The 25,193-nt window shown below is 68.5% G+C and carries 25 protein-coding genes; 11 read left to right on the top strand and 14 right to left on the bottom strand.

The features are described from left to right. Positions 1-3 precede the first annotated feature (3 nt). On the bottom strand, positions 4-609 hold the full coding sequence (locus ED92_RS09775) for an alpha/beta hydrolase (protein ID WP_037335471.1): 606 nt from the start codon (positions 607-609) through the stop codon (positions 4-6). After that, positions 606-1,565: a ring-cleaving dioxygenase gene (locus tag ED92_RS09770; RefSeq protein ID WP_037335469.1), complete on the bottom strand. Its 960-nt coding sequence runs from the start codon at positions 1,563-1,565 to the stop codon at positions 606-608. The genes ED92_RS09775 and ED92_RS09770 overlap by 4 nt, the downstream gene beginning before the upstream one ends. Before the next feature lie 97 nt (positions 1,566-1,662). On the opposite strand from ED92_RS09770, the gene ED92_RS09765 reads away from it, so the two are divergent. Further along, positions 1,663-2,115 carry a MarR family winged helix-turn-helix transcriptional regulator gene (locus tag ED92_RS09765; protein WP_037335467.1) on the top strand — a complete coding sequence of 151 codons (453 nt, stop codon included), beginning with the start codon at positions 1,663-1,665 and terminating at the stop codon, positions 2,113-2,115. A gap of 52 nt (positions 2,116-2,167) precedes the next feature. Here the strand turns inward: ED92_RS09765 and ED92_RS09760 are convergent, their stop codons facing one another. The 4 genes from ED92_RS09760 to ED92_RS09745 form a co-directional block, all read right to left on the bottom strand. Beyond that, positions 2,168-3,766, bottom strand: coding sequence for a benzoate-CoA ligase family protein (locus ED92_RS09760; protein ID WP_037335465.1), 1,599 nt, complete (start codon positions 3,764-3,766; stop codon positions 2,168-2,170). Positions 3,767-3,783: 17 nt separating this feature from the next. Next, positions 3,784-5,205: a benzoyl-CoA 2,3-epoxidase subunit BoxB gene (gene boxB, locus ED92_RS09755; RefSeq protein ID WP_037335463.1), complete on the bottom strand. Its 1,422-nt coding sequence runs from the start codon at positions 5,203-5,205 to the stop codon at positions 3,784-3,786. Positions 5,206-5,212: 7 nt separating this feature from the next. After that, positions 5,213-6,805: a 2,3-epoxybenzoyl-CoA dihydrolase gene (gene boxC, locus ED92_RS09750; RefSeq protein WP_037335461.1), complete on the bottom strand. Its 1,593-nt coding sequence runs from the start codon at positions 6,803-6,805 to the stop codon at positions 5,213-5,215. A 208-nt stretch (positions 6,806-7,013) separates the two neighbouring features. Then, positions 7,014-7,445 (bottom strand): hypothetical protein, encoded by a 432-nt coding sequence (locus ED92_RS09745; protein ID WP_152610846.1) that lies wholly within the window; start codon positions 7,443-7,445, stop codon positions 7,014-7,016. A 213-nt stretch (positions 7,446-7,658) separates the two neighbouring features. Here ED92_RS09745 and ED92_RS09740 point away from each other — a divergent pair, with 213 nt between their 5' ends. Continuing rightward, complete coding sequence (locus tag ED92_RS09740; RefSeq protein ID WP_037335460.1) at positions 7,659-9,545, top strand: ABC transporter ATP-binding protein; 1,887 nt, start codon at positions 7,659-7,661, stop codon at positions 9,543-9,545. 13 nt (positions 9,546-9,558) lie between these two features. Further along, positions 9,559-10,443 carry an alpha/beta fold hydrolase gene (locus ED92_RS09735; protein WP_037335458.1) on the top strand — a complete coding sequence of 295 codons (885 nt, stop codon included), beginning with the start codon at positions 9,559-9,561 and terminating at the stop codon, positions 10,441-10,443. Here ED92_RS09735 and ED92_RS09730 read toward each other — a convergent pair. Further along, a complete protein-coding gene (locus tag ED92_RS09730; RefSeq protein WP_037335456.1) occupies positions 10,424-11,185 on the bottom strand; it encodes a 2-keto-4-pentenoate hydratase in 762 nt (253 codons plus the stop codon). The two genes, ED92_RS09735 and ED92_RS09730, sit on opposite strands and share 20 nt — an antisense overlap. After that, complete coding sequence (locus ED92_RS09725; RefSeq protein ID WP_037335454.1) at positions 11,182-11,979, bottom strand: 2-keto-4-pentenoate hydratase; 798 nt, start codon at positions 11,977-11,979, stop codon at positions 11,182-11,184. Before ED92_RS09725 ends, ED92_RS09730 begins: the two co-directional genes overlap by 4 nt. Positions 11,980-12,110: 131 nt before the next feature. Here ED92_RS09725 and ED92_RS09720 point away from each other — a divergent pair, with 131 nt between their 5' ends. The 6 genes from ED92_RS09720 to ED92_RS09695 all read left to right on the top strand — a co-directional run bounded on the left by ED92_RS09720 (position 12,111) and on the right by ED92_RS09695 (position 17,369). Beyond that, complete coding sequence (locus ED92_RS09720) at positions 12,111-12,683, top strand: hypothetical protein (protein ID WP_037335453.1); 573 nt, start codon at positions 12,111-12,113, stop codon at positions 12,681-12,683. Positions 12,684-12,717: 34 nt separating this feature from the next. Continuing rightward, a complete protein-coding gene (locus tag ED92_RS09715; RefSeq protein ID WP_037335452.1) occupies positions 12,718-13,125 on the top strand; it encodes a CoA-binding protein in 408 nt (135 codons plus the stop codon). 280 nt (positions 13,126-13,405) lie between these two features. Then, positions 13,406-14,188, top strand: a complete 783-nt coding sequence (locus ED92_RS09710; protein ID WP_037335451.1) for an IclR family transcriptional regulator — start codon at positions 13,406-13,408, stop codon at positions 14,186-14,188. Position 14,189: 1 nt separating this feature from the next. Further along, complete coding sequence (locus ED92_RS09705; protein ID WP_037335449.1) at positions 14,190-15,872, top strand: L-lactate permease; 1,683 nt, start codon at positions 14,190-14,192, stop codon at positions 15,870-15,872. Between the two features lie 107 nt (positions 15,873-15,979). Further along, positions 15,980-16,852 carry a hypothetical protein gene (locus ED92_RS09700; RefSeq protein ID WP_037335447.1) on the top strand — a complete coding sequence of 291 codons (873 nt, stop codon included), beginning with the start codon at positions 15,980-15,982 and terminating at the stop codon, positions 16,850-16,852. 76 nt (positions 16,853-16,928) lie between these two features. Next, on the top strand, positions 16,929-17,369 hold the full coding sequence (locus ED92_RS09695; RefSeq protein WP_233629609.1) for a sigma factor-like helix-turn-helix DNA-binding protein: 441 nt from the start codon (positions 16,929-16,931) through the stop codon (positions 17,367-17,369). A gap of 56 nt (positions 17,370-17,425) precedes the next feature. On the opposite strand, the gene ED92_RS09690 is transcribed toward ED92_RS09695, so the two are convergent. Both ED92_RS09690 and ED92_RS09685 read right to left on the bottom strand, forming a co-directional pair. Beyond that, positions 17,426-18,700 carry an RNA polymerase sigma factor gene (locus ED92_RS09690; RefSeq protein WP_037335445.1) on the bottom strand — a complete coding sequence of 425 codons (1,275 nt, stop codon included), beginning with the start codon at positions 18,698-18,700 and terminating at the stop codon, positions 17,426-17,428. A 44-nt stretch (positions 18,701-18,744) separates the two neighbouring features. After that, positions 18,745-19,161: a YciI family protein gene (locus ED92_RS09685; RefSeq protein WP_037335443.1), complete on the bottom strand. Its 417-nt coding sequence runs from the start codon at positions 19,159-19,161 to the stop codon at positions 18,745-18,747. Positions 19,162-19,294: 133 nt separating this feature from the next. Here ED92_RS09685 and ED92_RS09680 point away from each other — a divergent pair, with 133 nt between their 5' ends. Next, a complete protein-coding gene (locus ED92_RS09680) occupies positions 19,295-20,302 on the top strand; it encodes a small ribosomal subunit Rsm22 family protein (protein WP_037335441.1) in 1,008 nt (335 codons plus the stop codon). On the opposite strand, the gene ED92_RS09675 is transcribed toward ED92_RS09680, so the two are convergent. From ED92_RS09675 to ED92_RS09660, 4 genes are all read right to left on the bottom strand, one after another. Then, positions 20,284-21,195, bottom strand: coding sequence for a LysR substrate-binding domain-containing protein (locus ED92_RS09675; RefSeq protein WP_037335438.1), 912 nt, complete (start codon positions 21,193-21,195; stop codon positions 20,284-20,286). The two genes, ED92_RS09680 and ED92_RS09675, sit on opposite strands and share 19 nt — an antisense overlap. 52 nt (positions 21,196-21,247) lie before the next feature. Next, entirely contained in the window at positions 21,248-21,961 is a 714-nt protein-coding gene (locus ED92_RS09670) for a GAF and ANTAR domain-containing protein (RefSeq protein ID WP_037335436.1), read from the bottom strand. A 31-nt stretch (positions 21,962-21,992) separates the two neighbouring features. Then, positions 21,993-22,640 (bottom strand): ANTAR domain-containing protein, encoded by a 648-nt coding sequence (locus tag ED92_RS09665; RefSeq protein ID WP_235213224.1) that lies wholly within the window; start codon positions 22,638-22,640, stop codon positions 21,993-21,995. Positions 22,641-23,078: 438 nt separating this feature from the next. Further along, positions 23,079-23,699: a sigma-70 family RNA polymerase sigma factor gene (locus tag ED92_RS09660; protein ID WP_037335430.1), complete on the bottom strand. Its 621-nt coding sequence runs from the start codon at positions 23,697-23,699 to the stop codon at positions 23,079-23,081. 305 nt (positions 23,700-24,004) lie between these two features. Between ED92_RS09660 and ED92_RS09655 the strand changes: the two genes are divergently transcribed. Beyond that, complete coding sequence (locus tag ED92_RS09655; RefSeq protein ID WP_037335427.1) at positions 24,005-25,192, top strand: beta-1,3-glucanase family protein; 1,188 nt, start codon at positions 24,005-24,007, stop codon at positions 25,190-25,192. The last annotated feature ends 1 nt before the right edge of the window (position 25,193 follow it).

The following is a 25,193-nucleotide window of genomic DNA, read 5'->3' as shown; positions in this document are numbered from 1 at the left end:
CCGTTACGGGTTGAGCCACCCGGCGGCCGCTACCAAACCGTTGCCGGTGACCTGGTGCCCGCCGGGATGCCGGTGGGCGACCACGTCCGCGCCGCGTTCGCGCAGGTCACGGACGAGTGTCTCGGCCGAACCCAGCGGCGCCATCGGATCGTGCTCGCCGTTCGACAGGAAGACCCTGGTGCCGGACAGGTCTTCGCGTGGCGGCTCCGGAAGCGGTGACATCGCCGCGAACAGCGCGGACTCGCGGATGGCGTCCGGGCGGAGCAGGGTCACCGCGGCGGCGATGTTGGCGCCGTTGGAGAACCCGATGGCCACGAGCCGCCGGTCGCCGAGGCCGTATTCCTCGCGCGAGGCGAGGACGAAATCGGCCAGCTGGTTCGCGCGGAAGACGACGTCCTCGTGGTCGAAGACGCCCTCGGCCAGCCGCCGGAACCAGCGCGCCGCACCGTGTTCCGACACCGGCCCGGCCGGCGCGAGCAGCGCCGACGCCGGGCTCAGCTGCCGGGCGAGCGGTACGAGGTCGTCCGGCCCGCCGCCGGTGCCGTGCAGGAGCAGCAGCACCGGCTCGTCGGCCGCGCCCTCGACGTACTTGTGCTCCAAGGTGCTCATCGCGGGTTGTTCTCGCTCGGGAGGTCCAGCTTCGGCAGCATGGCCTCGATGTCCTCGCGCTTGGGCTCCAGCCACGGCGGGAGTTTCAGCGCGCGGCCGAGTTCGAGCAGCGGCTCGTCGATCGCGAAACCGGGTTCGTCGGTCGCGACCTCGAGCAGGGTGCCGCCCGGCTCGCGGAAGTAGATCGAGCGGAAGTACTGACGGTCCAAAATGGACGTCACGTTCACGCCGTCGTCGATGAGCTCGTCGCGCCAGGCGGCCTGGGTCTCTTCGTCCGGCGCGCGCCAGGCGACGTGGTGCACGGTGCCCGCCGCCACCAGCCCGCGCGGGGCGTCGGGGGTCACGAGGACGTCGACGAGCGCGCCGGGGCCGCCCTCACCGGCGGAGAACCGAAGACGGTTGCTCTCCTGGTGTTCGAAGGACAGGCCGAGGCCGTCGGTCAGCATCCCGGCGGTCGCGTCCTCTTTGGACACCGACAGCGTGACGGAGTGCAGGCCGCGGATCGCGTGCTCGGCGGGCACGAGCTTCGTGTCCCACGGGTCACGCGGGTCGCCCTGCGGATGCGCGACGAGCGCGAGCTTGAGGCCGTCCGGGTCGGCGAAGGTGAGCGTCTCCTCGCCGTCGGAGTTGCGGATCTGGCTCGTCTCGACGCCGCTCGCGGCGAGGTGCTGCTTCCACCAGCCGAGCGAGGCCTCGGGCACGGAGAACGACGTCGTGGTCGCCTGGCCGGTGCCGTGACGGCCCTTCGGCGCGTCCTTCCACGGGAAGAACGTCATCAGCGAACCGGGTTTGCCGGACCCGTCGCCGTAGTAGAGGTGGTAGGTGCCGGGGTCGTCGAAGTTCACGGTGGTCTTCACCAGCCGCAGGCCGAGGGCCCGGGTGTAGAAGTCCGCGTTGCGCTGGGGGTCGCCACCGATGGCGGTGACGTGGTGCAGGCCCGAAGTCTTGATCGACATGGTGCCCTCCTCTGGAGCCGGTGGAATCACGCTAGCCCGATAACCTCTCGCGCGCAAGATATATTCCTGGAAGAGTTCTTGGTGTACTCTCGCCCGCGTGACAACCGAGGAACCGCAAGACGACGAAGTGGTCACGTGGTGGGGCCTGGTGATCGAGGGCTACCTGGCCACGCAGAACAAGCTGATGGGCGAGATCGCCGAACGGTTCGGCCTGGCACCGGCGTCGTTCGACATCCTGCTGCGGCTCGTGCGCTCTCCCGAGCACCGGATGCCGATGACGCGGCTGGCCGTCGAGGCGGCGTTGTCCAGCGGCGGGTTCACCAAGGTCGCGGACCGGCTGGTCGCCGCGGACCTGATCTGCCGGGTGCCCAGCCCGGACGACCGCCGGGTCACGTTCGCCGCGCTCACCGAGCACGGTCTCGACGTCGCGGAGAAGGCGCGGGAGGCGTGCGCGGAGATCCTGCGGCGCATCGTCCTGACTCCGCTCGGTGACGACGCGCACGCGCTCGCCGAAGCCATGCGCACCCTGCGCACCGTCAACGGCTCCTGACGCCCCGCGTTTAGTCCTCTGAATGCGGTACTTGCGTGTGCAAGGACCGCATTCAGAGGACTAAATGCGGCGGGGCGGGGGCCCGGACCTCGTACATGTCCCGCACCAGTTCCCGGATGACGTTGCGCCGGATCTTCCCGGTCGCCGTCTTCGGCAGTTCGCCCAGCTCGACGATGCCCCGCGGCCGTTTGAACGACGCCAGGCCCGCCCGGCAGAACTCGATCAGCTCGTCCGGGTCGAGCCGGTGCCCCGGCACGCCGACCACGCACGCGACCGGTTTCTCGATGCCGTCGGCGTCGAAGGCGGCGACCACCGCGACCTCGGCGACGGCCGGATGTTGCCGCAGCCGGTCCTCGACCTCGGTGGGCGAAACCCAGATCCCACCCGGTTTCAGCATGTCGTTGAAGCGCCCCAAACAGGTGTAGCTGCCATCGGCGTCGCGCACGAAACTGTCGCCCGTCCGCAGCCATTCGCCCTGGAAGACCTGCTTCGTCGTCTCGTACCGGGCCCAATACCCGGTCGCGATCGACGGCCCGGCGACGAACAGCTCACCGGGTTGCCCGTCCGGCACCGGATCGCCGTTTTCGTCGCGCAGCGCGATCTCGTAACCCGGCACCGGCGTCCCGGTACTGCCGGGACGGACCTGACGCGGCCGGTTGGACAGGAAGATGTGCAACGCCTCGGTCGAGCCGATCCCGTCGAGGATCTCGACACCGAACCGATCGCGAAACCGTTCGTACAGCACGGCGGGCAGCGGTTCGCCCGCCGAAACCGCTTGGCGCACCGAGGCGAACGTGTCGTCGGGGATGTCGCTGGCGAGCAGCGCCGCGTAGAACGTCGGGACGGCGAAGAACAACGTCGGCCGCTCCGCGCGCGCTCTGGCGGCGATCAGTCCCGGGGTCGGCCTCGCCGGTTCGAGCAGTGCCGTCCCGCCGGCCGCGAGCGGGAAGAACGCCGAATTCCCCAAGCCGTAGGCGAAGAACAGCTTCGGAACGGAGAGGAACCGGTCGTTCGGCCCGATGTCCAGCACGCCGCGCGCGTACGTCTCGCAGACCGCGCGGATACCCGCGTGCCGGTGCATCGCGCCCTTCGGCTTGCCCGTCGTCCCCGAGGTGTACAGCCAGAGCGCGGGCGAGTCCTCCCAGGTCGGCGCCGGCTCGAAACCGACGTCGTCCACTGTGGACAGATCGCCCCACTGGTGCGTGCGGATCCCGGACGGCAGATCGGCCGCCTTCGCCCGGTCCAGCACGACGTCGGTGACCTCCGGCGCCAGCCCCAGCGCGACCGTCGCCTGCGACGCGAACTCGCCCGAGACGCACAGCACCCTGGCCCGCGAATCGGCGAGCATCTTTCCGAGGTCCAGCCCGGTGACCATGGTGGACACCGGTACCGCGACCGCTCCGGCCAGCATCGCGCCGAGGATGCCGGTGAGCAGTTCGACGTCGTCGGCCATGCAGAACAGGACCCGCTCCTCCGGGCGGACGCCGATCGCCTTCAGCCCTGCCGCGACCCGCCGGGTTTCGGCCGCCAACCCCGCGTACGTGAGACTTCGCCTCGGGGAAACGACCGCGTCCTTCGCACCCCGCCCTTCCGCCAGATGCCGGTCGAGCAGGTAGCTCGCCGCGTTGAACCCGGTAGCAGCAGCGGTCACGGGCGCACCTCTATCGCTCAGCTCAGGTAAACGTATTCGTAGTCGAACGGTTTCCCATTGATGCCCTGGCGTGGCGGCGCCACCCAGCTCGCGATCTTTCCTCGCTCGTACACCGGGTGCATCAGCGATCGGACGAAAGTCAGGTCTTCGGGAGTGGGCAGCCACTTGCGTTTGCCGGCCAGCCACGTCCGCTCGTCGACAACGGTGCCGTCGGGCGTCACATGGTGGCCGGAGTTTATGCCGACTTCGCGATTGAATCCAGGGTGCGGGAGGACGAATCGGAAGTCGACGCCCGCCTCGTCCAGGATCTTGTTCCAGCGGTTGACCCCGGTCTGGCAGTCGGCGCGGTACTCCTCCCGCAGGTCGAGGTTCAGCAGCAGGATCGCCGCGTGTTCCTCGGTCTCCCAGGTGCCGTCGGCTTTCGGCCGCGACAGCGATCCGGCGGCGTCGGTGAGCTTGTGGTCGTCCTTGCGGCGGGGCTCCTGCCAGCGGCCTTTCAGCCCGGCGGTGTAGTAGTTCGCCGCGTTGGTCGAGGTCTCCCCGCCGAAGAGGTCGAGCGAGACGGTGTAGTGGAAGTTGAGGTACCGCTGGATGACGTCCAGCGGGATGCCGCCGTACCCGCCGATGTCGAAGGTGTCGTGTTCGCGGATCAGTTCGGCACTGCGGGTGACCACCCGGTCGACCCCCGTGGTGCCGACGAACATGTGGTGCGCCTCTTCCTTGAGCATGAATTCACAAGTGCGGGAAAGCGGGTCGAAGCCGCTTTCCTTGAGGGTGCCGAGCTGATATTTGCCATCACGATCGGTGAAATAGGTGAACATGTAGAACGCGAGCCAATCCGCGGTCTCCTCGTTGAAGGCGCCGAGGATCCGCGGGGCGTCCGGACTTCCGGAATTCCGGAGCAGCAATCCTTCCGCCTCGTCCCGGCCTTCGCGACCGAAGTAGGCGTGCAGCAGGTACACCATCGCCCACAGATGGCGGCCTTCTTCGACATTGACCTGGAAAAGATTCCGCAGGTCGTAGAGGCTCGGCGCGGTGAGACCCAGGAGTTTCTGCTGCTCGACCGAAGCGGGTTCGGTGTCGCCCTGGATTACGATGAGCCGCTGCAGGTCGGCGCGGTATTCGCCGGGAACCTGCTGCCAGGCGGGCTCGCCCTTGTGCTCGCCGAAACCGATGACGCGGTCGGGGTCGGGCTCCGCGAGGAAGATCCCCCACCGGTAGTCGGGCACGTTGACGTGGTCGAAATGCGCCCAGCCGTCCCGGCCGACACTCACCGCGGTGCGCAGGTAGACCCCCTGCGTCCGCAGTGTGGGGCCCATTTCGCCCCACCAGTCCAGGAACTTCGGCTGCCAACCCTCCAGCGCCCGCTGAAGACGGCGATCACCGGAGAGGTCGACGTTGTTGGGGATCTTGGCGTCGTAATCGATCTTGGTGGGCATGCGCTGTTCAAACCCGCTTCCTGTCGAAGACGGCCTTCTGACCAGTACCGTAGCGACGCAACGCACCCTCGGGACCGGATGCGTTCGGACGAGTGAAGATCCAGTTCTGCCAGGCGGCGAGCCTGCCGAAGATCTTGCTTTCCAGGGTTTCGGGCCCGACGAACCGGTGATTGGCCTCCATTCCGGTCAACGCGTCGGGGCTGAGCGAGGCCCGTCCTTCCAGCGCGATCCGGATCTCGTCCTCCCAGTCGAGGTCGTCCGGGGCGTCGGTGACGAGGCCGAGTTCGTTCACTTCCGCCGGGCTCAGCGCCTTGCCGCGCACCTCCGCGAGCCTGGTGACGTGGTCCGGGTCCCCGAAGAAGCGGGATTCGAGGCGAGTCAAGCCGTTGCCCATCGGGAAGCGGCCGAAGTTGGCTTCGGACAACGTGATCGCCGCTCGTTCTTCACTGTCTTCGTCGTCGATCGGCGGACCGTCCAAGATGTACTGCCGGTCGGCGGCGAGCGCGAGTTCCAGCAGGAGCCCGGCGTAGCAGCTACCCGGCTCGACGAGGGCGATCAGGCTGCGGCTGGTGACGTCCAGCCGCTTCAGCGTCCGCTTGAAGTAGTGGACGATTTCGTTGCTCAGACAGTCTTTCGCGTCGAACACGGCGCGTTCGTGTTCGAGGACCTTCGCCGGATCGCCTTCCGTGCGGAGCACCCACGTGCCGAGTTCGGGTTCGTTGGTGCGGAGCCGGAGGATCGCATCATCCAGCTCGCGCGTGACGTCCAGCAGCCAGCCGTCGTCGTCCTCCGGGCCTTTGACGGTGATCGTCGCTTCGGTCGCGGTCCGGGCGATGTCGACATAACGATGCTTGAGCGGCTTCAGCTCGACACCTTCGCCGTCGAGCCGTTCGCTCGTCTGTGCGAACTCCTTCGCCCTGGCCAGCACGGCTTCGCGGAATCCCTGACGCGGCACGAGTTCGTCGACGAGCCGCCAGTCGACGGCGGTCCGCCCTTTCACTCCGTCGGGGCGTGTGGCGAAGACGTCGGCGAGATCCCGCCGTACGCCGCGTTTGTCGACCACCCGGGTGAGCCCGCCGGTTCCGGGGAGGACGCCGAGAAGCGGCACCTCCGGCAGCGCGACGGTCGAGGAGTTGTCGTCGACCAGGAGGATCTTTTCGCAGGCGAGCGCGATCTCGTAGCCGCCGCCGGCGCAGGTGCCGTTGACCGCCGCGACGTAGAGCTGGCCCGAATACGCGGCGGCGTCCTCCATGGCGTTGCGGGTCTCATTGGTGAATTTGCAGAAGTTCACCTTCCACTCGTGCGACGACGCCGCCAGCATGCGGATGTTCGCGCCGGCGCAGAAGACGTTGTCCTTCGCGCTGGTCACGATGACCACGCGGACCTCGGGATGTTCGAACCGCAGCCGCTGCGTGGCGTCGTACAACTCGATGTCCACGCCGAGGTCGTACGAGTTGAGCTTGAGCTCGTAACCCGGGACGAGGCCGCCGTCGGGATCGACATCGAGTTCGAGCCACGCGACGTCGCCGTCGGTGGTCAGTTTCCAGTGCCGGTAGCCGCTGGGATAACGTTCGAACGTCACCGATGTGGTCCGCGTCACCCTTCCGATTGTCTACATTGCACTGATCAGCGTCAATGTTATGTAGAAAGTTGGTCACGGAGCAGGTCGCGGAAACGCACCCGGTCGGCGCCCTTGCGGATGACCGACGACAGGGCGCCACGAAGCCGACGAGACCCACATCGCGACGAAGGACACCTTCGTCCCGCATGCCTTGCGCCGCGTCTCCGAGTCGCCGCGCCCCACCGCATCACGTATGGGAACTGACCACCGCGGGCACGCGGTTGAGCTTCGTCGCCGCCCAGGTCACGAAGACCCACAACGCGAGCGCCGAGGCGGTGTCGGTGTAGATCGTGGCGAACCAGAAGGCCGGGATCTGCGGCACGGCGACCAGGAAATGCCCGAGGCTCGCGAGGCCGGAGAGCGAGTAGACCATCAGGAACGCGAGCGCCCGCCAGTAGCGTCCGCGCAGGTAGTCGCGGTAGCCGGCGAGACCGAACGCGGTGAAGACGACGTACGCGACGGCGACCAGGGTGGCGGCGACCGCCACCGGGATTCCCTCGATCTGCGGATAGTCGGCAGCCCTGATCACGTTGTGCGCGTAGTGCAACGTGGTGGTCAGCAGGGTGAAGGCCAGGATCAGGCGTAGCGCGGTGAGTCCGCCGGTTCGAAGAGCTTCCATGTTCGCCCCCTTGCGATTTGATAGATCGCTCTAGCGAGAGAGTAGCCCAAGGCGAAGGTGTGTGGAAGGGCGCCGGGACCGAGTGGGTCGCTGTGGTCGTGAGTGGCGTTTCGGGTTAGAACCCGAAACGCCACTCACGACCCACCCGGCCCATGCCACACCGCACCTCTTCGGCTCTCGGAAATGTCGGTGGGTGCGCGTAGAGAAGGAGGAGTGCCCGAAGCGACCGTGCCCCTGATCGGGGTCGAGAACCTCAAGATGCCCGAGTGGGCCGCGGTCGACGAGACCGTGGCCCAAGCGGGGATGGTCAAGGCCATCCGCACGCTCCCGTCCGCCGTGGCGATCGTGCTGCGGCTGGCCTGGCGGACCTCGCCGCGGCTGACCCTGCTCGCCGGCGTCGTCCATCTGCTTTCCGGCTGTGTCACGGCGTTCGGCCTGCTGGCGACGGCGAACGTGTTCATCGCGTTGCTGGAGAGCGGGCCGACGCCGGAACGCGTCCTGCAATCGCTGCCCGCGCTGGTGGTCGTCGTCGGCACGTACGCCTTGCGCGCGTTGCTCGACACGGCGGTGGCCGCGGTCGAGGGCGCGCTCCGGCCGCGGGTCGTGACGTCGGCGGGTGACGAGGTCACCGCGGCGATGGTCCGGGTGCGGCTGCTGGCCTTCGAGGACGCCGATTTCCGGGAGCTGGCCAGGCAGGGCGCGCGATACGGGGTCCGGTCGATCGAGATGAGCCTGCGCTGGCTCGCGGATCTGACGTCGGCGCTGATCTCGCTGGTCGCCGCGCTGGTGGCGGCGGGTCTGCTCAACCCGTGGCTCGCGCCGGTGCTGCTGCTCGCCGCGGTCGCCGACGGCTGGGCGGCGGCGAAGGTCGCGCGCCTGAACTACCGGCATTATCTCGACACCGTCGGCCGCAACATCCGGAAGGGGATCGTCGAAGAGGTCGCCACGTGGCGCCAGTTCGCCCTCGAACGACACGCCCTCACCCTCCAGGAGCCGTTGCTCCAGGAGTACCGGCGGATCACGGAAAGCCTGATGCGCGAAGAGGTCCGGCTCGCGCATCGCAGCAACATGGTCCGGCTGACCGGGCGCGCGGCGGCCGGGGTGGGTACCGCGATCGCGTATCTGGTGCTCGGTCTCCTCCTCTACAGCGGGCAGATGGAACTCGCCCTCGCCGGGACGGCCGCGCTCGCCATGCGGACGGCGTCGAACTCGCTGTCCATCACGATGCACGCGGTGAACTCCTTGTACGAGGAGTCCTTCTACATCGCGTTCTTCCACCGGCTGCTCGTGGAATCCGCCGAACGCGGCCCGGTGAAGGGTGGGGTCGCCGCTCCTGAAGACCCCGGGGAGATCCGGCTGGAGAACGTCGGGTTCACCTATCCCGGCCAGGAAACCCCGGCTCTGCGCGACGTTTCCTTGACCATCCGGCGCGGCGAGGTGATCGCCCTCGTCGGGGAGAACGGGTCGGGCAAGACCACGCTGGGCAAACTGCTCACCGGGCTCTATCCGCCTTCCGAAGGAAAGGTGTACTGGGACGACGTCGATCTCGCGGGCGCCGATCACGAGTCGGTACACGCGAACATCGCGGTGATCGCCCAGGATCCCGCCGAATGGCCGATGACCGCGGAGCACAACGTGACCGTCGGCAGGCTCGGCCGCGACGACCCGGACCGCGTCGCCTGGCAGGACGCGATCACCTCTTCCGGCGCCGACGAGGTGATCGAATCCTTGCCCGCCAAGGAGAAGACGGTGCTGTCCAAGAAGTTCGACGACGGGCAGGACCTCTCGGGCGGGCAATGGCAGCGGATGGGCATCGCCCGGGGGATCTACCGGGACGCCGCCGTCCTGGTCGCCGACGAGCCGACGGCCGCGCTCGACGCGAAGGCCGAGGCCCGGGTCTTCGCCGGGCTGCGGCACGCGAGCAGGCGCACGACGATCCTGGTGACCCACCGGCTGGCCAACATCCGCTCCGCGGACCGGATCCTGGTGCTGGAGAAGGGGCGGCTGATCGAGCAGGGCACGCACGCCGAACTCATCGAGGAAGGAGGGCTCTACCACGAACTTTACGAAATCCAGGCTCGCGCGTACCGCGGTGAGTAGGCACACTGTCGTGATGCCGGAGAAGATCGCCGAAGTGAACGGCATCCAGCTGTGCCACGAGACGTTCGGCTCGCCGGACGGCAGGCCGCTGCTGATGATCATGGGCCTGGCCTCCCAGATGATCTGGTGGGACGACGAACTCTGCGAGAACCTCGCGGCCGAGGGGTTCTTCGTCATCCGCTACGACAACCGGGACGCCGGCCGGTCCAGCCGGATGACCGGCCGGGTGAACCTGCCGCTCGCCTACGCCTTGCGCACGGCGCCGTACTCCTTGGCGGACATGGCGGGCGACGCCGCCGGGCTGCTGACCGAGCTCGGCGTCGCGAGCGCGCACGTCGTGGGCGCGTCGATGGGCGGGATGGTCGCGCAGACCCTGGCCATCGAGTATCCGTCGCGGGTCCGGTCGCTGACGTCGATCATGTCGACCACCGGCAACCGGTTCGTCGGGCGGCCCAGCGCCAAGGCGATGGCGATGCTGCTTTCGGCGCCCCCGCGCGGCCGCGAGGAGTACGTCGACTCGCTCGTGCGCACGTTCCGCGTGATCGGCTCGCCCGGTTATCCCTTCGACGAGGCCCGGATGCGTGAGCGCGCGGAGCGGTCGTTCGATCGTGGCGTCAACCCTGGCGGGACCCTGCGGCAGCTAGCGGCGATCGTTTCGAGCCGGGATCGCTTCCGCGCGTTGCGGAAGGTCGACGTGCCCGCGCTCGTCGTGCACGGTTCGAAGGATCCGCTCGTGCACGTTTCCGGCGGCCGGGCGACGGCCCGCGCGCTGCGGGAGTCCGAAGTGGACATCGTCCCGGGCATGGGGCACGACCTGCCGCGCGCGATCTGGCCCCGGCTGACGCGCGGTCTGCTCCGGACGGCCGACCGCGCGGACGTCAAGACCCGGCGAGCGTGATCGAGCCCAGGTTCGAGAAATGCGCCGCCACCCGTGAACCCGGGCGCACGTCGACCGCGTCGGTCATCCCGCCGGTGAACACGAGCCAGCCCGGCTCCAGCGCGCGCCCGCGCGCACCGAGGGCGTTGGCCGCCAGCGCCAGCGCCTCCGCCGGATGCCCCAGCACCGCCGCCCCGGTGGCGGTGTCGACGATCGCGCCGTCGACCTCAAGCAGGGCCGCCTCCAGCGAGAGATCCAGCGAAGCAGGCTGGGCGCCCACCGGCCCGAGCGTGACGTACGCGGAAGAACCGTTGTCCGCCACGACGTCCGGCAGTTCGAAGCGATAGTCGCGGTAGCGGCTGTCGATGATCTCGACACCGCCGTGGACCCGGTCCACCGCCGCCATCGCGGTCGCCGCGGTCACGCCAGGGCCCGAAAGACGTTGCCCCAGAACGAAAACCAGCTCCGGCTCGGCACGCGGATGGAGCAGCGACGGCACAGGCACACCGGCGGGGAGCACCATCGCGTCGGTCAGCCACGCGAGCAACGGCGAGTCGATTCCCATGCGTTGCTGTTTCGCGCGCGAGGTCAGGCCGAGCTTGACGCCGATCAGCGTCTCGCCGCGCTCCAGCCTGAGCCGGAGCGCCTCGTCCTGGATCGCGTACGCGGTGTCGATGTCCAGCTCCGGCCACGCGTCGGTCAGCGGCTCGCGTTCTTCCCCGGTCAGCAGCGCTTCCGCCGCCTCCCGCACCTCAAGGCTCACGGCCGTTCCTCCCCGGAGAACTTCGCGGTGACACTGCCGAGTCCCGCCATCGTCGCGACGACGGTGTCGCCCGGATTCACCGGGATCGCCCGCGTCATCGAACCCGGCAGCACGACATGCCCCGGTTCGAGCGCGACACCGAGCGGCCCGACCGTGTTCGCGAGCCATACCAGCGCGTTCACCGGCGAACCGAGCACCGCGCCACCGGCGCCGGTCGCCGCGATCTCGCCGTTCTGGTGCAGGACGCAGCCCACCAGCCGCAGGTCGATGTCGCCGATCGCGGTCGGCCTGCTGCCGAGGACGACACCGCCGGAAGACGCGTTGTCCGCGATGGTGTCGACGATGCTGATCTTCCAGTCCCGGATCCGGGAATCGACGATCTCCAGCGCCGGGACGACGAAATCCACCGCCCGCAGCGCGTCCGCCACCGTGACGCCGGGGCCGCGCAGCCGCGAACCGAGCACGAACGCGATCTCCGGTTCGATCTTCGGCTGCAGGAAGCCGCCGATCGGGATCGGCTGGTGTTCGAGATGGAACATCGAAGCGGTCAGATGGCCGTAGTCGGGCTGGTCGACGCCCATCTGCCGCTGCATGGCGGCGGAAGCGAGGCCGACCTTGTGCCCGCGCACGCCGTCGCCGCGCTCGGCCCAATGGCGGACGAGCCGCTGCTGAACGCGGTACGCGTCCTCCAGCGTCGCGGCGGGATAGGTCTCGATGAGGGGCGCGATCGGCTTACCGGTCTCGTACGCGCTGAGCAGCGCGGCCGCGGCCTCCTGCAGCGTGCTGGCGTCCATGGGCTCCTTCCGACCAGTCGGACTCTGCCCCGTCACCCCGGCCCGCACAAGACGGCCGTTCCACTGGCCGGTACGACGAGATTAGGCCGAAAGGGTCTCGCACGACCCCGATCATCACCTAGCCTGCTCCCATGTCCGATTGGGCGCTCTCCCGGGCGAAGACCAGGATCGACCGCCGCGAGGAGCTCGACGAGCTCACCGCGCGTATCCGCTACGAGGTGCGGGTGCACCTCAACGAGCCCACCGCGCACAACGCCTACGACGAGCTGACCGACATCTTCGCCATCGGGCACGCGGAGTGTTCGGCGCTGCTCAAGCACCGCCGGGTCCTGCCGCTGTGGGAGCGGCTGCTGCTCCAGCGCTACACCCGGCGCCTCTACGGCAAGGCCGTCTCGGCGACCGTCGGTGATCTCCCCGCCGACGCGGGGCCGGCGCCCGCGGCCGCGTTCGGCCCGGAAATCGCGTCACTGACCCCGGATTCCGGCGACACCGGCGCGAAGTTCGACCTGCAGGGCCGCGGCCTGGTCAACGTCTTCCGGATCGCCGCCGGGCGGCACGGCGAGATCTGGCCGGACCGCCACGACGTCGCGACGACGTCCGCGCGCAGTGTCCTCACCTGTTCCGCGGTCTTCCTGCGGCGCCGCGTGTGGCACGTCGTCTGGCCGGTGTACCGGGTGCGCGGGCTGCGGCTCTGGAAGCTCTAGGAATTCCCCTGGGCCGGTGGCGGTTGTACGGGGTATGACCGATCGCGCCACCGAGATCCTCGCCGGATCGAAGACGATCGCCGTCGTGGGGCTGAGCCGCGATCCGGCCAAGTCCTCGCACGGGGTCGCCGCCGTACTGCAGGCACACGGGTTCCGGATCATCCCCGTCCACCCGTCGGCCGACGAACTGCTGGGCGAGAAGGTCTACCGCTCGCTCACCGACATCCCGGAACCCGTCGACCTGGTCGACGTCTTCCGCCCGTCCGCCGACACCCCGCCGATCGCCGAACAGGCCGTCGCGATCGGCGCGAAGGCGCTTTGGCTGCAGCAGGGCATCGTCTCCGCCGAGTCCCGCCGGATCGCCGAAGAAGGCGGTCTGGACTACGTCGAAGACCGCTGCACGGCGGTCGTCCGAGCGATCGGGAACCTCTCGGTGCGTTAGAAACGGACTCCGCCCCGGACCCTCGCCGCGATTTTCCGGCGGGGGTTCTTTCATGTCCGTGAACAGAAAAATGACCTCTGAAGTCATACGCCGAATCGGACCCGCCGAACGGATTGGTCCAAACCGGTGATCTTGACGGGAAGCCCGCGAGCTGGGAAAACTTGTCCAGTCGCCAGTTTGTTAAGAAACCTTCCCAAGGGTCCGGTGAACTGTTAACGTCCGAATCCGCTTAGCGGAAACAGGTGCCGATGATCGGCACCCCGGTCCTACGGAGGGCGAAGTGGGCACACCACGCGGGCTGGATTCCAGTGGCACACTCGAGCGCGGTCTCGCGGTTCTCGAGCACGTCGGCCAGAACCAGGAGATTTCCACCAACGCGATCGCCAGGCAACTGGGCCTCTCGCGGAGTGCCGCCTACCGCATCGTCGGCACCCTCAAGAATCTCGAATACCTCGAAGCCGATCGCGCCACCGGCCGTGTGCGGCTCGGTACCCGGCTGGTCGAACTCGGCGCCCGCGCGATGGCGGCGACCGACCTCCACCGCTGCGCGCCGCGCTACCTCGCCTCGCTCGCCGAGCGGAGCGGCGAGACGACGTATCTCGCCGTCCCGGACAACGACACGATGGTCTACGTCGCCACCGAACGCAGCGCCAACGCCGTCACGCTGGCCTGCCGCCTCGGCACCCGCCGTCCGCAGCACGCGACGTCGCTGGGCAAGGCGTGGCTGGCTGCATTGCCCGAACAGGACCGCGTCGAGCGCATCCGCCGGATGAAACTCGACAGTCTCACGCTCAAGACGATCAATGATCCCGTCCGGCTGCTCGACGATCTCGCCAGGACGAGCCGTCGCGGCTGGGCCGTGGACGACGTCGAGAACGAACCGGACGTCGGTTGTGTGGCCGCCGCCGTCCGCGACCACACCGGACGGCCGATCGCCGCGATCAGCGTCGCGGGCCCCGCCGGCCGCGTCCTGCGCCGCACCGACGAACTCGGCGCGACGGTGGCCGGGACCGCCGCCGCGTTGTCGCTCCGCCTGGGTTACGTCCGGGCGCAAAGGGCCTGAGGTGGGCTGGCTCCAGGACTACCAGCCGGCGGGCGGGCTGTGGCTGTCCGCCGCGCTGGCGGCGCTGCCGATCATCGTGCTGCTGGTGACGCTGGGGGTCCTGCGCCGCTCGGCGCAGCTCTCGGCCGGGCTCGCGCTGATCACCGCGCTGCTGGTCGCGGTGCTGCTGTACCGCATGCCCGCCGGGCTCGCCCTCGATTCCGCCGTCATGGGGCTGGTCTTCGGGGTGTGGTCGGTGGCCTGGATCGCGTTCCACGCCGTGTACTTCCACAACGTCACCGTCGCGACCGGACGGTTCGACGACATCAAAGCGGTCCTCGCCGGGTTCAGTGAGGACCGCCGCCTCCAGGCGCTGCTGATCGCGTTCGGTTTCGGCGCGCTGCTGGAAGGGATCGCGGGCGGCGGCTCGCCGATCGCGATCACCGCGGCGATGATGGCCGCGCTCGGTTTCCCGCCGGTGAAGGCGGTCGTGCTGGCGTTGCTGGCGAACACCGCGCCGGTCGCGTTCGGCGGTCTCGGCAATCCGCTGATCGTGCTGGGCAGGCTGACCGCGCCGATCCTCGACCTGAAACAGGAGCAGGCGACGGAACTGTTCTCGTCGATGGTCGGACGGCAGCTCCCGTTGCTGGCGTTGATCGTCCCCGGTTTCCTGATCGTGGTGCTCGCGGGCTGGAAGCGGATGATCGAGGTCTGGCCCGCCGTGCTGACGGCCGGGCTGTCGTTCGCCGTCATGCAGTTCGTCACCTCGAACTTCATCAGCCCGAGCCTCGTCGACGTCGTCGCCGCACTCGCCGCGATGGCCTCGCTGTGGATACTGACGCGATTCTGGCAGCCTTCGGCGGTTTGGCGTTTCGACGGCGAAGAACCGGTGAAGGCCAGTCTCGGCGCGGCGAAGGCCGGACGCGGCGCGCTGTACGCGTGGGCGCCGTACATCATCCTGATCGCGGCGATCTTCCTTTCCCGGATCGGGACGATCTTCAAGAACCTGCCCGAATGGCTGGACCTGACGAAGCTGCTGCACAAGGCCGACTGGATGTTCGCGTGGCCGGGGCTGCACAAGGAGGTCGTCCAGCACCCGCCGATCACGCCCAAGGACACGCCGTACGCGGCGACGCTGACCGTCGACTTCCTTTATTCGCCCGGAACGGTGGCCCTGATCGCGGCGATCGTGGCGGGGTTCGCGATGGGCGCGAAACCGCGGCTGCTGCTGGCGACCTACCGCCGGACACTGCACCAGATGCGGTGGGCGCTGGCGACGATCTTCATGATCCTCGCGATCGCGTTCGTCATGAACTACTCGGGCGCGACGCAGACCCTCGGCCTCGCGCTCGCGACCACCGGGGTGCTGTTCCCGTTGTTCTCCGCCTACATCGGCTGGCTGGGCGTCTTCCTCACCGGCTCGGACGCGTCGACGAACAGTCTCTTCGGGCCGATGCAGGTGATTTCGGCTCAGCAACTGCACGTCGACCCGATCCTCGCCGGCGCCACCAACACCTCCGGCGGCGTGATGGGCAAGATGATCTCGCCGCAGAACCTGTCCATCGGCGCCACCGCGATCGGCCGGTCCGGTGAGGAAGGCGCGTTGCTGCGGCAGACGTTCCTGTGGTCGGTGGTGCTGACCGCCGTGGTCGGGGTGATCTCGTTGCTCCAGGCGACCGTGCTGCGGTTCATGATCCCGTCGTGAACGTGAATTCGATAATGTCCACAATGGTCATCCGATCTTAACCGGCCATTGGGCTGGATGGATGAACACCGGATCCGTTCACCGGAATGCGAACTACCGTTGTCCTCATGCCCATGACGCTGATCAAAGGTACGTTCCAGCTTGTCGGAGCCTCACCGGACGGCGATTCGGTGCGGTTCTATCCCGAAGACCCGCAGGCGACCAAGAAGGCGGGCCTGAAGGTCCGGCTCAATTCGCGGGGCGGGATGCAGTTGCGGCTCGACGCGATCGACGCGCTCGAAACGCATTACCAGGCCAGGGGAACCGGCGGGATGTGGCACCAGCCCGCGGAATTCGCCGACGCCGCCGCGGCGAACCTGCTGAAGTGCCTCGGCTTCAAAACCGTCGAACGCGACGAGCGGGGAACGGTCACTTCGTCGACGCCGATCAAGGTAGCCGGTCACATACTGACGCGATTCGCCGACAAATACGGACGAGCCGTTGCGTTCGCCTTTCCCGGGCAGCGGCCGGGCCGGTCGGCGGACCTTTCCAAGGTCCATCTCGACGTCAAAACGCTGAAGAACTCCGCGAACTACCGGCAGGTCGCGGACGGTCTCGTCTATCCGACGTTCTATTCACTGCTTTATCCCGATCTCCGTGACGCCTTGGCCGAAGCCGCGGTCAAAGCCCGCCAGAACGGGCTCGGGCTGTGGCCGCAGGACGTCACGAACTCCGGGTTCAAGCTCGCGTCGCGGCGGCAACTCGCCGACGAACTGGTGATCCTGCCGAAACTGTTCCGCCGGCTCGTCGACTACCTCGCGCTCGACGAAAGCGGCGGGGTCTCGCTGACCGGCTTCTCCGACTTCCTCGATTCCCGCAACGATCGCCTGTTCACCGTCCCGGACGGGCACGCGACGGAATTCGAGACCTTGGTGAGCGTGAAGCGGCAGACCGTGAGCCTCACGATCGAGCCCGAGCGGATCGTCTTCATCGAGGCCTGACCCACTCGTGTGGGCAAAAAGACCGTACCTCCCTCCCCCGCGGCCGTGCTCATCTGAAAGGTGGGAGAGGGAGCCGATGGAAGGACACGGTTCGCGACGGCCGGAGGAGGCCGACGGGCGGATGGAGCCGACTTCGAAACTCGTCGACGCCGTCCGCGTCCTGGTCGTGCGTTACTGCCGGGCGCGGATCGGTCGTCGTTCGGGCACCTACGACATCGCCGACGCGGTCGCCAAGGACAGCTGCCGCGAAATCGTCGCCGGGACGGCCGGCGCGCGCGCCCTGCTCGCGTTCGCCTACGACGTCACGCACGGTCTGGTCGACGACTTCCACCGGACCGCCGCCGAACTGCCGAATCCGCTTTCGGGGCTGCCGGGGCAGCAGCGCGAGATCATGGTGCTGCGGTCGCTCGTCGGGCTTTCCGCCGACGACACCGCGCTCGCGCTCGGCTGCTCCGTCCAGGCGGTCCGGCTGGGCCAGCACCGGGCGCTGACCGCGCTTCGCCCCGCCCGCGCCTGACGCGTTTCGTCCTCTGAATGCGGTGGTTCGCACCACGAACCACCGCATTCAGAGGACTAATCGCGAGGGGTGCATTCGGCCGCGCGGTTCAGGAGCAGGGTGCGCTCCCGGTCGTTCCCGGTCATCTCCGCCGCGCGCTCGAATTCGGCGCGGGCCTCGTCGAGGCGGCCGAGTTTCGACAGGAAGTCGCCGCGCACGCTCGGCAGCAGGTGGTACGCCTTGAGCGCGGGCTCCGACGTCAGCTTGTCGACGATCTCCAGCCCCGCCTCCGGCCCGACGGCCATCGACAACGCCACCGCGCGGTTCAGCTCGATCACCGGCGACGGGTTCAGCTTCCCGAGCCCTTCGTACAGCACGGCGATCCGCGCCCAGTCGGTCTCCTCGCCCGTCCGCGCCCGCGCGTGGCAGGCGGCGATGGCGGCCTGCGCCGCGTAGACGCCGAAAGCGCCGCCCGTGAGCGACTCGGAGAGCTCCAGCGCGGAGAGGCCGCGGCCGATCAGGATCCGGTTCCATTTCGTGCGGTCCTGGTCCATCAGCAACACGGGTTCGCCGTTCGGCCCGACGCGGGCGGCGGACCGTGAAGCCTGGATCTCCATCAGCGCGACGAGCCCGTGCACCTCGGGTTCCTTCGGCATCAGCCCGGCGAGGATCCGTCCGAGCCGCAGCGCCTCCTCGCACAGCGCGGGCCGCATCCAGTCCTCGCCCGCCGTCGCCGAATACCCCTCGTTGAAGATCAGGTAGATGACTTCGAGCACCGAAGAAAGACGCGCGACCCTGTCCGCCGCCTCGGGCACCTCGAACGGCACCTTGGCGTCGCCGAGCGTCTTCTTCGCCCGCACGATCCGCTGCGCGATGGCGGTCTCCTTGGCCAGGAAAGCCCGCGCGATCTCGTGCGTCTGCAGCCCGCCGATCATCTTCAGCGTCAGCGCCACCCGCGCCTCGGTCGAAAGCACCGGGTGGCAGGCGGTGAACACCAGCCGCAGGAGATCGTCCTCGATATGGTCGTCGAGGCCCGCGGTGAAGTCGGGTTCCTCCTCGTACTCCTGCTCGCGGCCGATCTCGCCGAGCTTCTTCTCGTACCGCTCGTTGCGCCGGAAGGTGTCGACGGCCCGCCGTTTGGCCGTGGTCATGAGCCAGGCGCCCGGATTCCTCGGGACGCCCGACTCAGGCCACTGTTCGAGCGCGGCGACCAGCGCGTCCTGCGCCAGCTCCTCCGCGAGGCCGACGTCGCGCGTCATCCGCGCAAGGCCGGCGATGAGGCGGGCCGATTCGATCCGCCACACCGCGTCGATCGCCGAACGGGAGTCTGTCGTTGCCGTCACGCCGACCAATCAACATCGTCGGCGCGACGACCGCAACCCTGGCCGCACGCGGCCTAGTTGGCCTCGGCCTGCTCCCGCAGCTTCTGCTCGTGCTCGACGATCTCCGGGGTCGCGTTGTCGAAGTCCTCCATCTCCGCGATCCGGCGGATCTCGATCTCGCCCTCGCGGAACGGCGCGCGCTTCATCCATTCGATAACCTCGGCCCGGTCCTTGACCTGCAGGATCCAGAAACCCGCGATGAGTTCCTTGCTCTCGGCGAACGGCCCGTCGACGACGCGCGCCTCGGTGGTGCCGGAGTACTGGAGGCGGAAACCCTCGGAGCTGGGCAGCAGGCCTTCACCCGCGAGCATGACGCCGGCCTTCACCAGTTCCTCGTTGAACTTCCCCATCTCCTGCAGCTCCTCGGCGCTCGGCTGGGCGCCGGCCACGTCGGTCTTCTCGTCGCTCTTGACAATCACCATGAACCGCATCGAAGTCTCCGTTCCCGGCGGGGCTCGTCCCTGCCACATCTACGCGTCGATCGGGCACCCCGGGATTCGACACGGTCCCCGAACTTTTTTCCGCCGATATTCGAGCAGCCGGAAAACCGCAGGTCAACCACCCATGCGAGAATCTTCGATCGTGTCCGCACTCCCCGAAACCCTCCGCTCCGCCCTCGACGAAGAGCTGGGCAAGTACCCGCAGAACAGGCTGACGCAGTCCGTCGAGCGGCTCAGCACGCGCTACCGCGAGAACGCCCCCGCGAGCGCGCCCATCCTCTCGTCCGAAGCGGACATCGCGGCGTACGCGGGCTACCGGATGCCGGCCACGTACGCGGCCGTACACGCCGTCCTCGCCGAAGCCGCCCTTCGCGCTCCTGGGTTCGCTCCGCGCACGCAGATCGACATCGGTGGCGGAACCGGTGCCGCGATCTGGGCGGCGGCCGACGTGTGGCCGACGCTGGAGGAGAGCACCGTCGTCGAACAGGTCCCCGGCGCGATCGCGCTGGGGCGGCGGCTGGCGGAGAACGCCGGGGACAAGGCCGTCCGGGGCTCGACCTGGCGACGCGGCCTGATCGACCCGGCGGCGCCCGCCCCCGAGGCCGATCTGGTGACCCTCTCCTATGTCCTCGGCGAGCTGCCCGAAGCGCGCCGGGCCGACACCGTCCGCTGGCTCTCGGCGAAGGCCTCGATGCTGGTGCTGATCGAGCCCGGCACACCCGCGGGTTACGAGCGGATCGTCGCGGCGCGGGATCAGCTCGTCGGACTCGGGCTCTCCCTGGTCGCGCCCTGTCCGCACGAGGGCGCGTGCCCGATCCCGCGCGGCAAGGACTGGTGCCATTTCTCCGCGCGCCTCCCGCGCACCGGTCTGCACCGTCAGCTCAAGTCCGGGACGCTCGGCTTCGAGGACGAGAAGTTCTCCTACGTCGTCGCCTCCCGCACGGCGCCGGAACGCGCCGACGCCCGCGTCCTGCGGCATCCGGCCAAACGCAAGGGCATGGTCAGCCTGTCCCTGTGCGCCGAGTCCGGGCTCACCGAGAAGATCGTCACCAAACGGCACGGCCCGGCCTACCGCGCGGCCCGCGACGCGGAATGGGGCGACGCCTGGCCCGATCACTCCACAGTGGACTGACGGCGCCGCGGCGGATTGCCGATGGCGGTGAGCAGCGCGCCGAGCGCCGGATTGTCGTTGCCGCGCCGCCACATCAGGTCGAGTTCCACCGGACGGCCCTCGACCCCGTCCACCGGACGGAGCACGACACCTTCGAAGCGCAGCGTGCCCGCCGCGGCAGGCACCAGCGCGACGCCGAGTTCCGCCTTCACCAGCGCGAGCACCGTATGCACCTGGCAGGGGTACTGCGTGTACTCCGGCGACACCCGGGCGGCGCGGAACACCGCCACGAGCAGATCGTGGAAGTACCGGCCTTCCGACGGCGAATACATGATGAACGGCTCGCCGTCGAAATCACGGACGTCGGGGTTCTTCTTGCGCCGCGCCAAAGGATGCGCCGACGGCAGCGCGGCCAGCAGCGGTTCCCGCCACAGCGGCAGGGTCACGATGTCGGCGCCCGCGACCGGTGGCCGGATCATGCCGAGGTCGATCCCGCCCGCCAGCAACTCCTCCACCTGCGCCGCCGTCACCATCTCCCGGAGCACGAGATCGACACCGGGCACCTCGGCGTTCGCCGCGGCGATGACGCGTTCGAGATACGAACACGCCGCCGTGGCGGTGAAACCGAGCGTCACGACGCCGACCTCACCCTTCTTCACGCGGCGGACGTACAACGTCGCCTCGTGCGACGAACGCAGGATCTTCCTTGCCTCGGCGAGGAAAACCCGTCCGGCAGGGGTCAGCCGGACGGTGCGGTGCGTACGGTCGAAAAGCTCGGCCCCGAGTTCCCGCTCCAGCAGCTGGATCCGCCTGCTCAACGGCGGCTGCGTCATCGAGAGCCGCTCCGCCGCGCGGCCGTAGTGCAGTTCCTCGGCCACCGCGACGAAACTCACCAGCTGCTCCAGGGAGAACACCCATCCAGTCTAGGAATCGGCCCGGGGCGGACAAGCGCCGAACCGGTATCGCTCAGCGCCGGATTTCCACTGTGCGATCGATGATCCCCGTCGCGACGGCGAGGATCTTGCGGTTGTTGCTCCGCGCGTAGGCGCGTAGTACGCCGAACGCGTCGCTGATCGAAACGCGGAGCCGTTCGGCCAGCACGCCTTTCGCCTGTTCGATGATCACCCGGCTGTTCAACGCCGTCTGCAGTTGCGCGGTGATGATCTCCTGCCGCTGCAACAGGCGGTGATGCACGATGCCGATCGTGGCGATGTCCGCGAGTGCCTGTCCCAGCCGCAATCCCTCGTCGTCGAGCAACGCGGGACGCGTGCCGAACAGGTTCAGCGCGCCGATCACGTCTTCCCGCAACCGCATCGGCAACGCGTACACGGAACGGAATCCGGCGTTTTCCGCCTCCCGGGCGAACTTCGGCCATCTTCCGCGCGCACGCACCAGATCCACGCATCTCACCGGCTCGGCGGACTGGTAGCAGTCCAAGCACGGCCCCTCGGAGTTCTGCAGCTGGAACAATTCGAGCAACCGGGTTTGTTCGTCGGAGGCGGCCACCATGGTGAGCGTGCCGCGCGGGTCGGCGAGCAGCAGGCCCGCGGTGCAGACGCCGAGCAGCTCGACACATCTGTACGCGAGCAGGTCGAGGAACTCGATGAGGTCGAAGTCGTCGACAAGCGTGTCCGCCAGCTGCACGAAGGTTTCCCGCAAGGCGGTCGCCGAGTCGGTCATCTTTTCCGTTTCTCCTTAGGCACACGACCCATCACGAGCCGGGCCGGAACGCGAACCTGCGCGTCACCACGTCCTCGGCCACCTCGCTCAGCTTGCGGCCGTTGGCGAAGGCGTGGGCACGCAAGCGGGCGAGCGCGTCCCTGAGCCCGATGTCGAGCTGGACCGACACCATGCCCGCGGCCTGGTGGACTTGAGCACGATGCTGGGTGAATTCGAGGTCGATCAGTTCGGCGAGGCCGGGCCTTCCGATGTCGGCATCGGCGACGGCGAGGGTGATCGCGGCTTCGGCGCAGACGAGTGCCTCCGCTTGGCCGTTCACCGAAGGGAGTCCGGCGAGTTCGCGATAGCAGTCGACGACGCCCAGTTTGATCGCCCCGGCCTGAATGGGCACCGCGATGATCGATTTGACGCCTCTGTCGATCGCCTCGGGGGCGAACAGCGGCCACCGGAGCGACGCCTCCGAATCGGTCATGTCGGTGACGACGACGAGCATCCCGCCGTCCATCACCTCCAGCGCCGGTCCTTCTCCCAGGGTGAACTGCAGGTCTTCCAATTCCCTGCTGCGTTGGTCGGTGGCGAAGACCGGCTCGGCGGGACCTCCTTTCGCGGCGAGTGCGAGGCCGACGCCCGCGGCCTCGAGAACCTCTCCGCAGACGATGCACGCGTGTTCCACTGTCACCGCGGATCCGGATTCCGAAGCGAGGTTACGCAACCTCGCCCATACCAGTGCGGTGTGATCGGGCCTTGCAGGCCTCATGTCTGCCTCTCGGCGTTGTCCGGTGCCGGACGGGATCGCCGAGGTCAGGGGCGAACAGTGCGAACCTGCCGTTCGCGCCGCGACCATCCTCCCACGTTTCCGCTCTTTGCCGTGCCCACAACGACTTCTTCGGCACTAATGCAGTAGCCCGAAGGGCCGAATGGCGGGTGCTGGTGGCCGTCAATGGTCCGTTCAGCCGGTTCCGGCTCCCCGGACCGCGCCTAGGGTGGAAACCGAGACCGCTTGTCCTGGCCCTCGGCAACGGTGCTCGCCGGCGAGCTCTGGAGGGGCCATGTGCGTTCGCATTCTCGAAACCCGCGCCAAACGGGAGAATCCGTTGGTCCGGTTGTTGATCCGTATTCAGCTCAAGGCGTCCTGGCGCTGAGCGCAGGCCCGCAGCCTGCTGATCGCGCGATGTTTGGTCACCCGCACCCGTGACGAGGTCGTCCCGAGCGCCGCCGCGGTCTCGTTCGACGTCAGCTCGCCGATCACCCGCATCCCCAGCACCTCGCGGTGCGAGACGGGCAGCATCCGCATCAGCCTGCCGAGCCGGACCCCGAGGTCGGTCCGCAACGCGCGCTGCTCCGGTTCGTCCGCCGGTCCGGCCGGGCGTTCGGGGAGTTCGCCGGTCAGCACCTGCTTGCTCCGCGCCGCCTTCCGGAAGACATCGGCGACCTTGTTCGCCGCGATGGCGCGCAGGAGGAAGAGGAAGGAACCGCCGCGTACGCCGTATCCGGGGACGGCGACCAGCACCGCGAGGCAGATCTCCTGTGCGACGTCGGCCGGTTCGAGGTAGGTGAGCTCATGGCCGCCGAGGCGGGTCTCGGCGTACTGCCGTGCCCACGCCGCGACGGCGGACATGAGATCGTCCATGCCGTGCGGCTCACCGTCCGCCGCGGCCTTGGCGAGGCCGTCCCAGCCGGCGGCGGAAATCCACGTCTCGCCGCCGCCGGTTCTTCGCATCGGAAATTCGTCGCTCATGTCCCGCTCCCCACGGATGAGAAAACCCGGCCGCCGGGGTCCAGGACGGAACCCGGACAACGGTAGTCGAGGAATCCGGCCACCTCAATCGACGAAGGGTCCGCGACGAATTGTCCGCCTGGGCGGAAAACCGGACAGATTCCCACCAGTGGTCTGGACATGTCGGCGTCCCGCGACGTAACTTCCCGTGCTGAGACCCCTCGCCAAGGTCACGCCCAGGCCGGGAACGCGCCCCCGGCCGACATCCGCAAGCACCGCCGCGGCGCGTCCACGCTCCGCGACGGGATTCCGCCGAGGAGTGAACTGTGCGCATCCGCAAGAAGGTCCGGCGCGTTTTGACCGCGTTGGCGGTCGCCCTCCCCCTGGTCACCGGTGTTTCGGCGCTTTCGGCGTCCACCGCGGCCGCCGCGGGCCCCGATCCGCTGCCGCTGACCGTGACGAACAATTCGAACCGCTCCGACGCGGTCCACCTCTACGTGCTCGGCACGAACCTCAACACCGGGAAACTCGGCTACGTCAACGCCGCCGGCGCCTTCACCGCGTGGCCGCCGGGCGCGAACCCGCCGAGCCCCGCGCCGGACGTCTCGATCGCGGGCCCCGGCAACGGCGGCTCGACCACCCTGCGGATCCCGCGCATGCTCTCAGGGCGGGTCTACATGTCGTTCGGGCAGAAGATCAAGTTCTTCCTCACCCCGGACGGCCTGGTGCAGCCCGCGCCGTGGGCCGACGGCGACCCGAACCGCGACATCCTGTTCGACTGGAGCGAATTCACCTACGACAACGGCGGGCTGTTCATCAACAGCTCGCAGGTCGACATGTTCAGCGTGCCGCACGCCGTCGGGCTGACCAACGGGGCGGGCGCGAGCAAGGAAGCCGGCCGTTTGAAGCCCGGTGGCCGCGAGAACGTCTTCAACGCCGTCCAAGGCCAGTCCGGGTTCTCGAACCTGGTGTACAACCGGCTGCGGGTCCTCGCACCGGGCAAGGGGCTCGACACCGGCAAGTTCGCCGGCAACTACCTCGACGGATACGTCACGAGCGCCTGGAACACCTACAAGTCGACGCCGCTCACCGTCGTCCCGTTCGAGGCCGAACCCGGCAAGAAGTTCACCGGCCGCACCGGCGGGGACGACGTCCTGCGCTTCACCGACACCTCGGGCGCCGAAGTGGCGTCGTTCAGCAAGCCGAGCACCCGCGACGTCTTCAACTGCGACGGGCGCCTGCACGCGCCGAACGACCAGGTCGTCGGCCCGATCGCGCGGACCCTGTGCGCGGCACTGCACCGCTCGACGCTCGGCTCGCTGCACACGCAGCCGACGTATGACGCGGGCCAGTTCTACAAGCAGTCCGTGACCGACCACTACTCGCGGATCGTGCACGAGCAGATGGTCGACGGGAAGGCGTACGGCTTCGCCTTCGACGACGTCGGGCACTTCGAGTCGCTGGTGCACGACGGGGATCCGCGGACCGCGCGGATCACGCTGACCGCGTTCTAGG

The sequence above is a fragment of the Amycolatopsis sp. MJM2582 genome, from assembly GCF_000754115.1.
In the GTDB taxonomy this organism is placed as follows: domain Bacteria; phylum Actinomycetota; class Actinomycetes; order Mycobacteriales; family Pseudonocardiaceae; genus Amycolatopsis; species Amycolatopsis japonica.
This window is presented reverse-complemented; position numbering and strand designations above follow the sequence as displayed.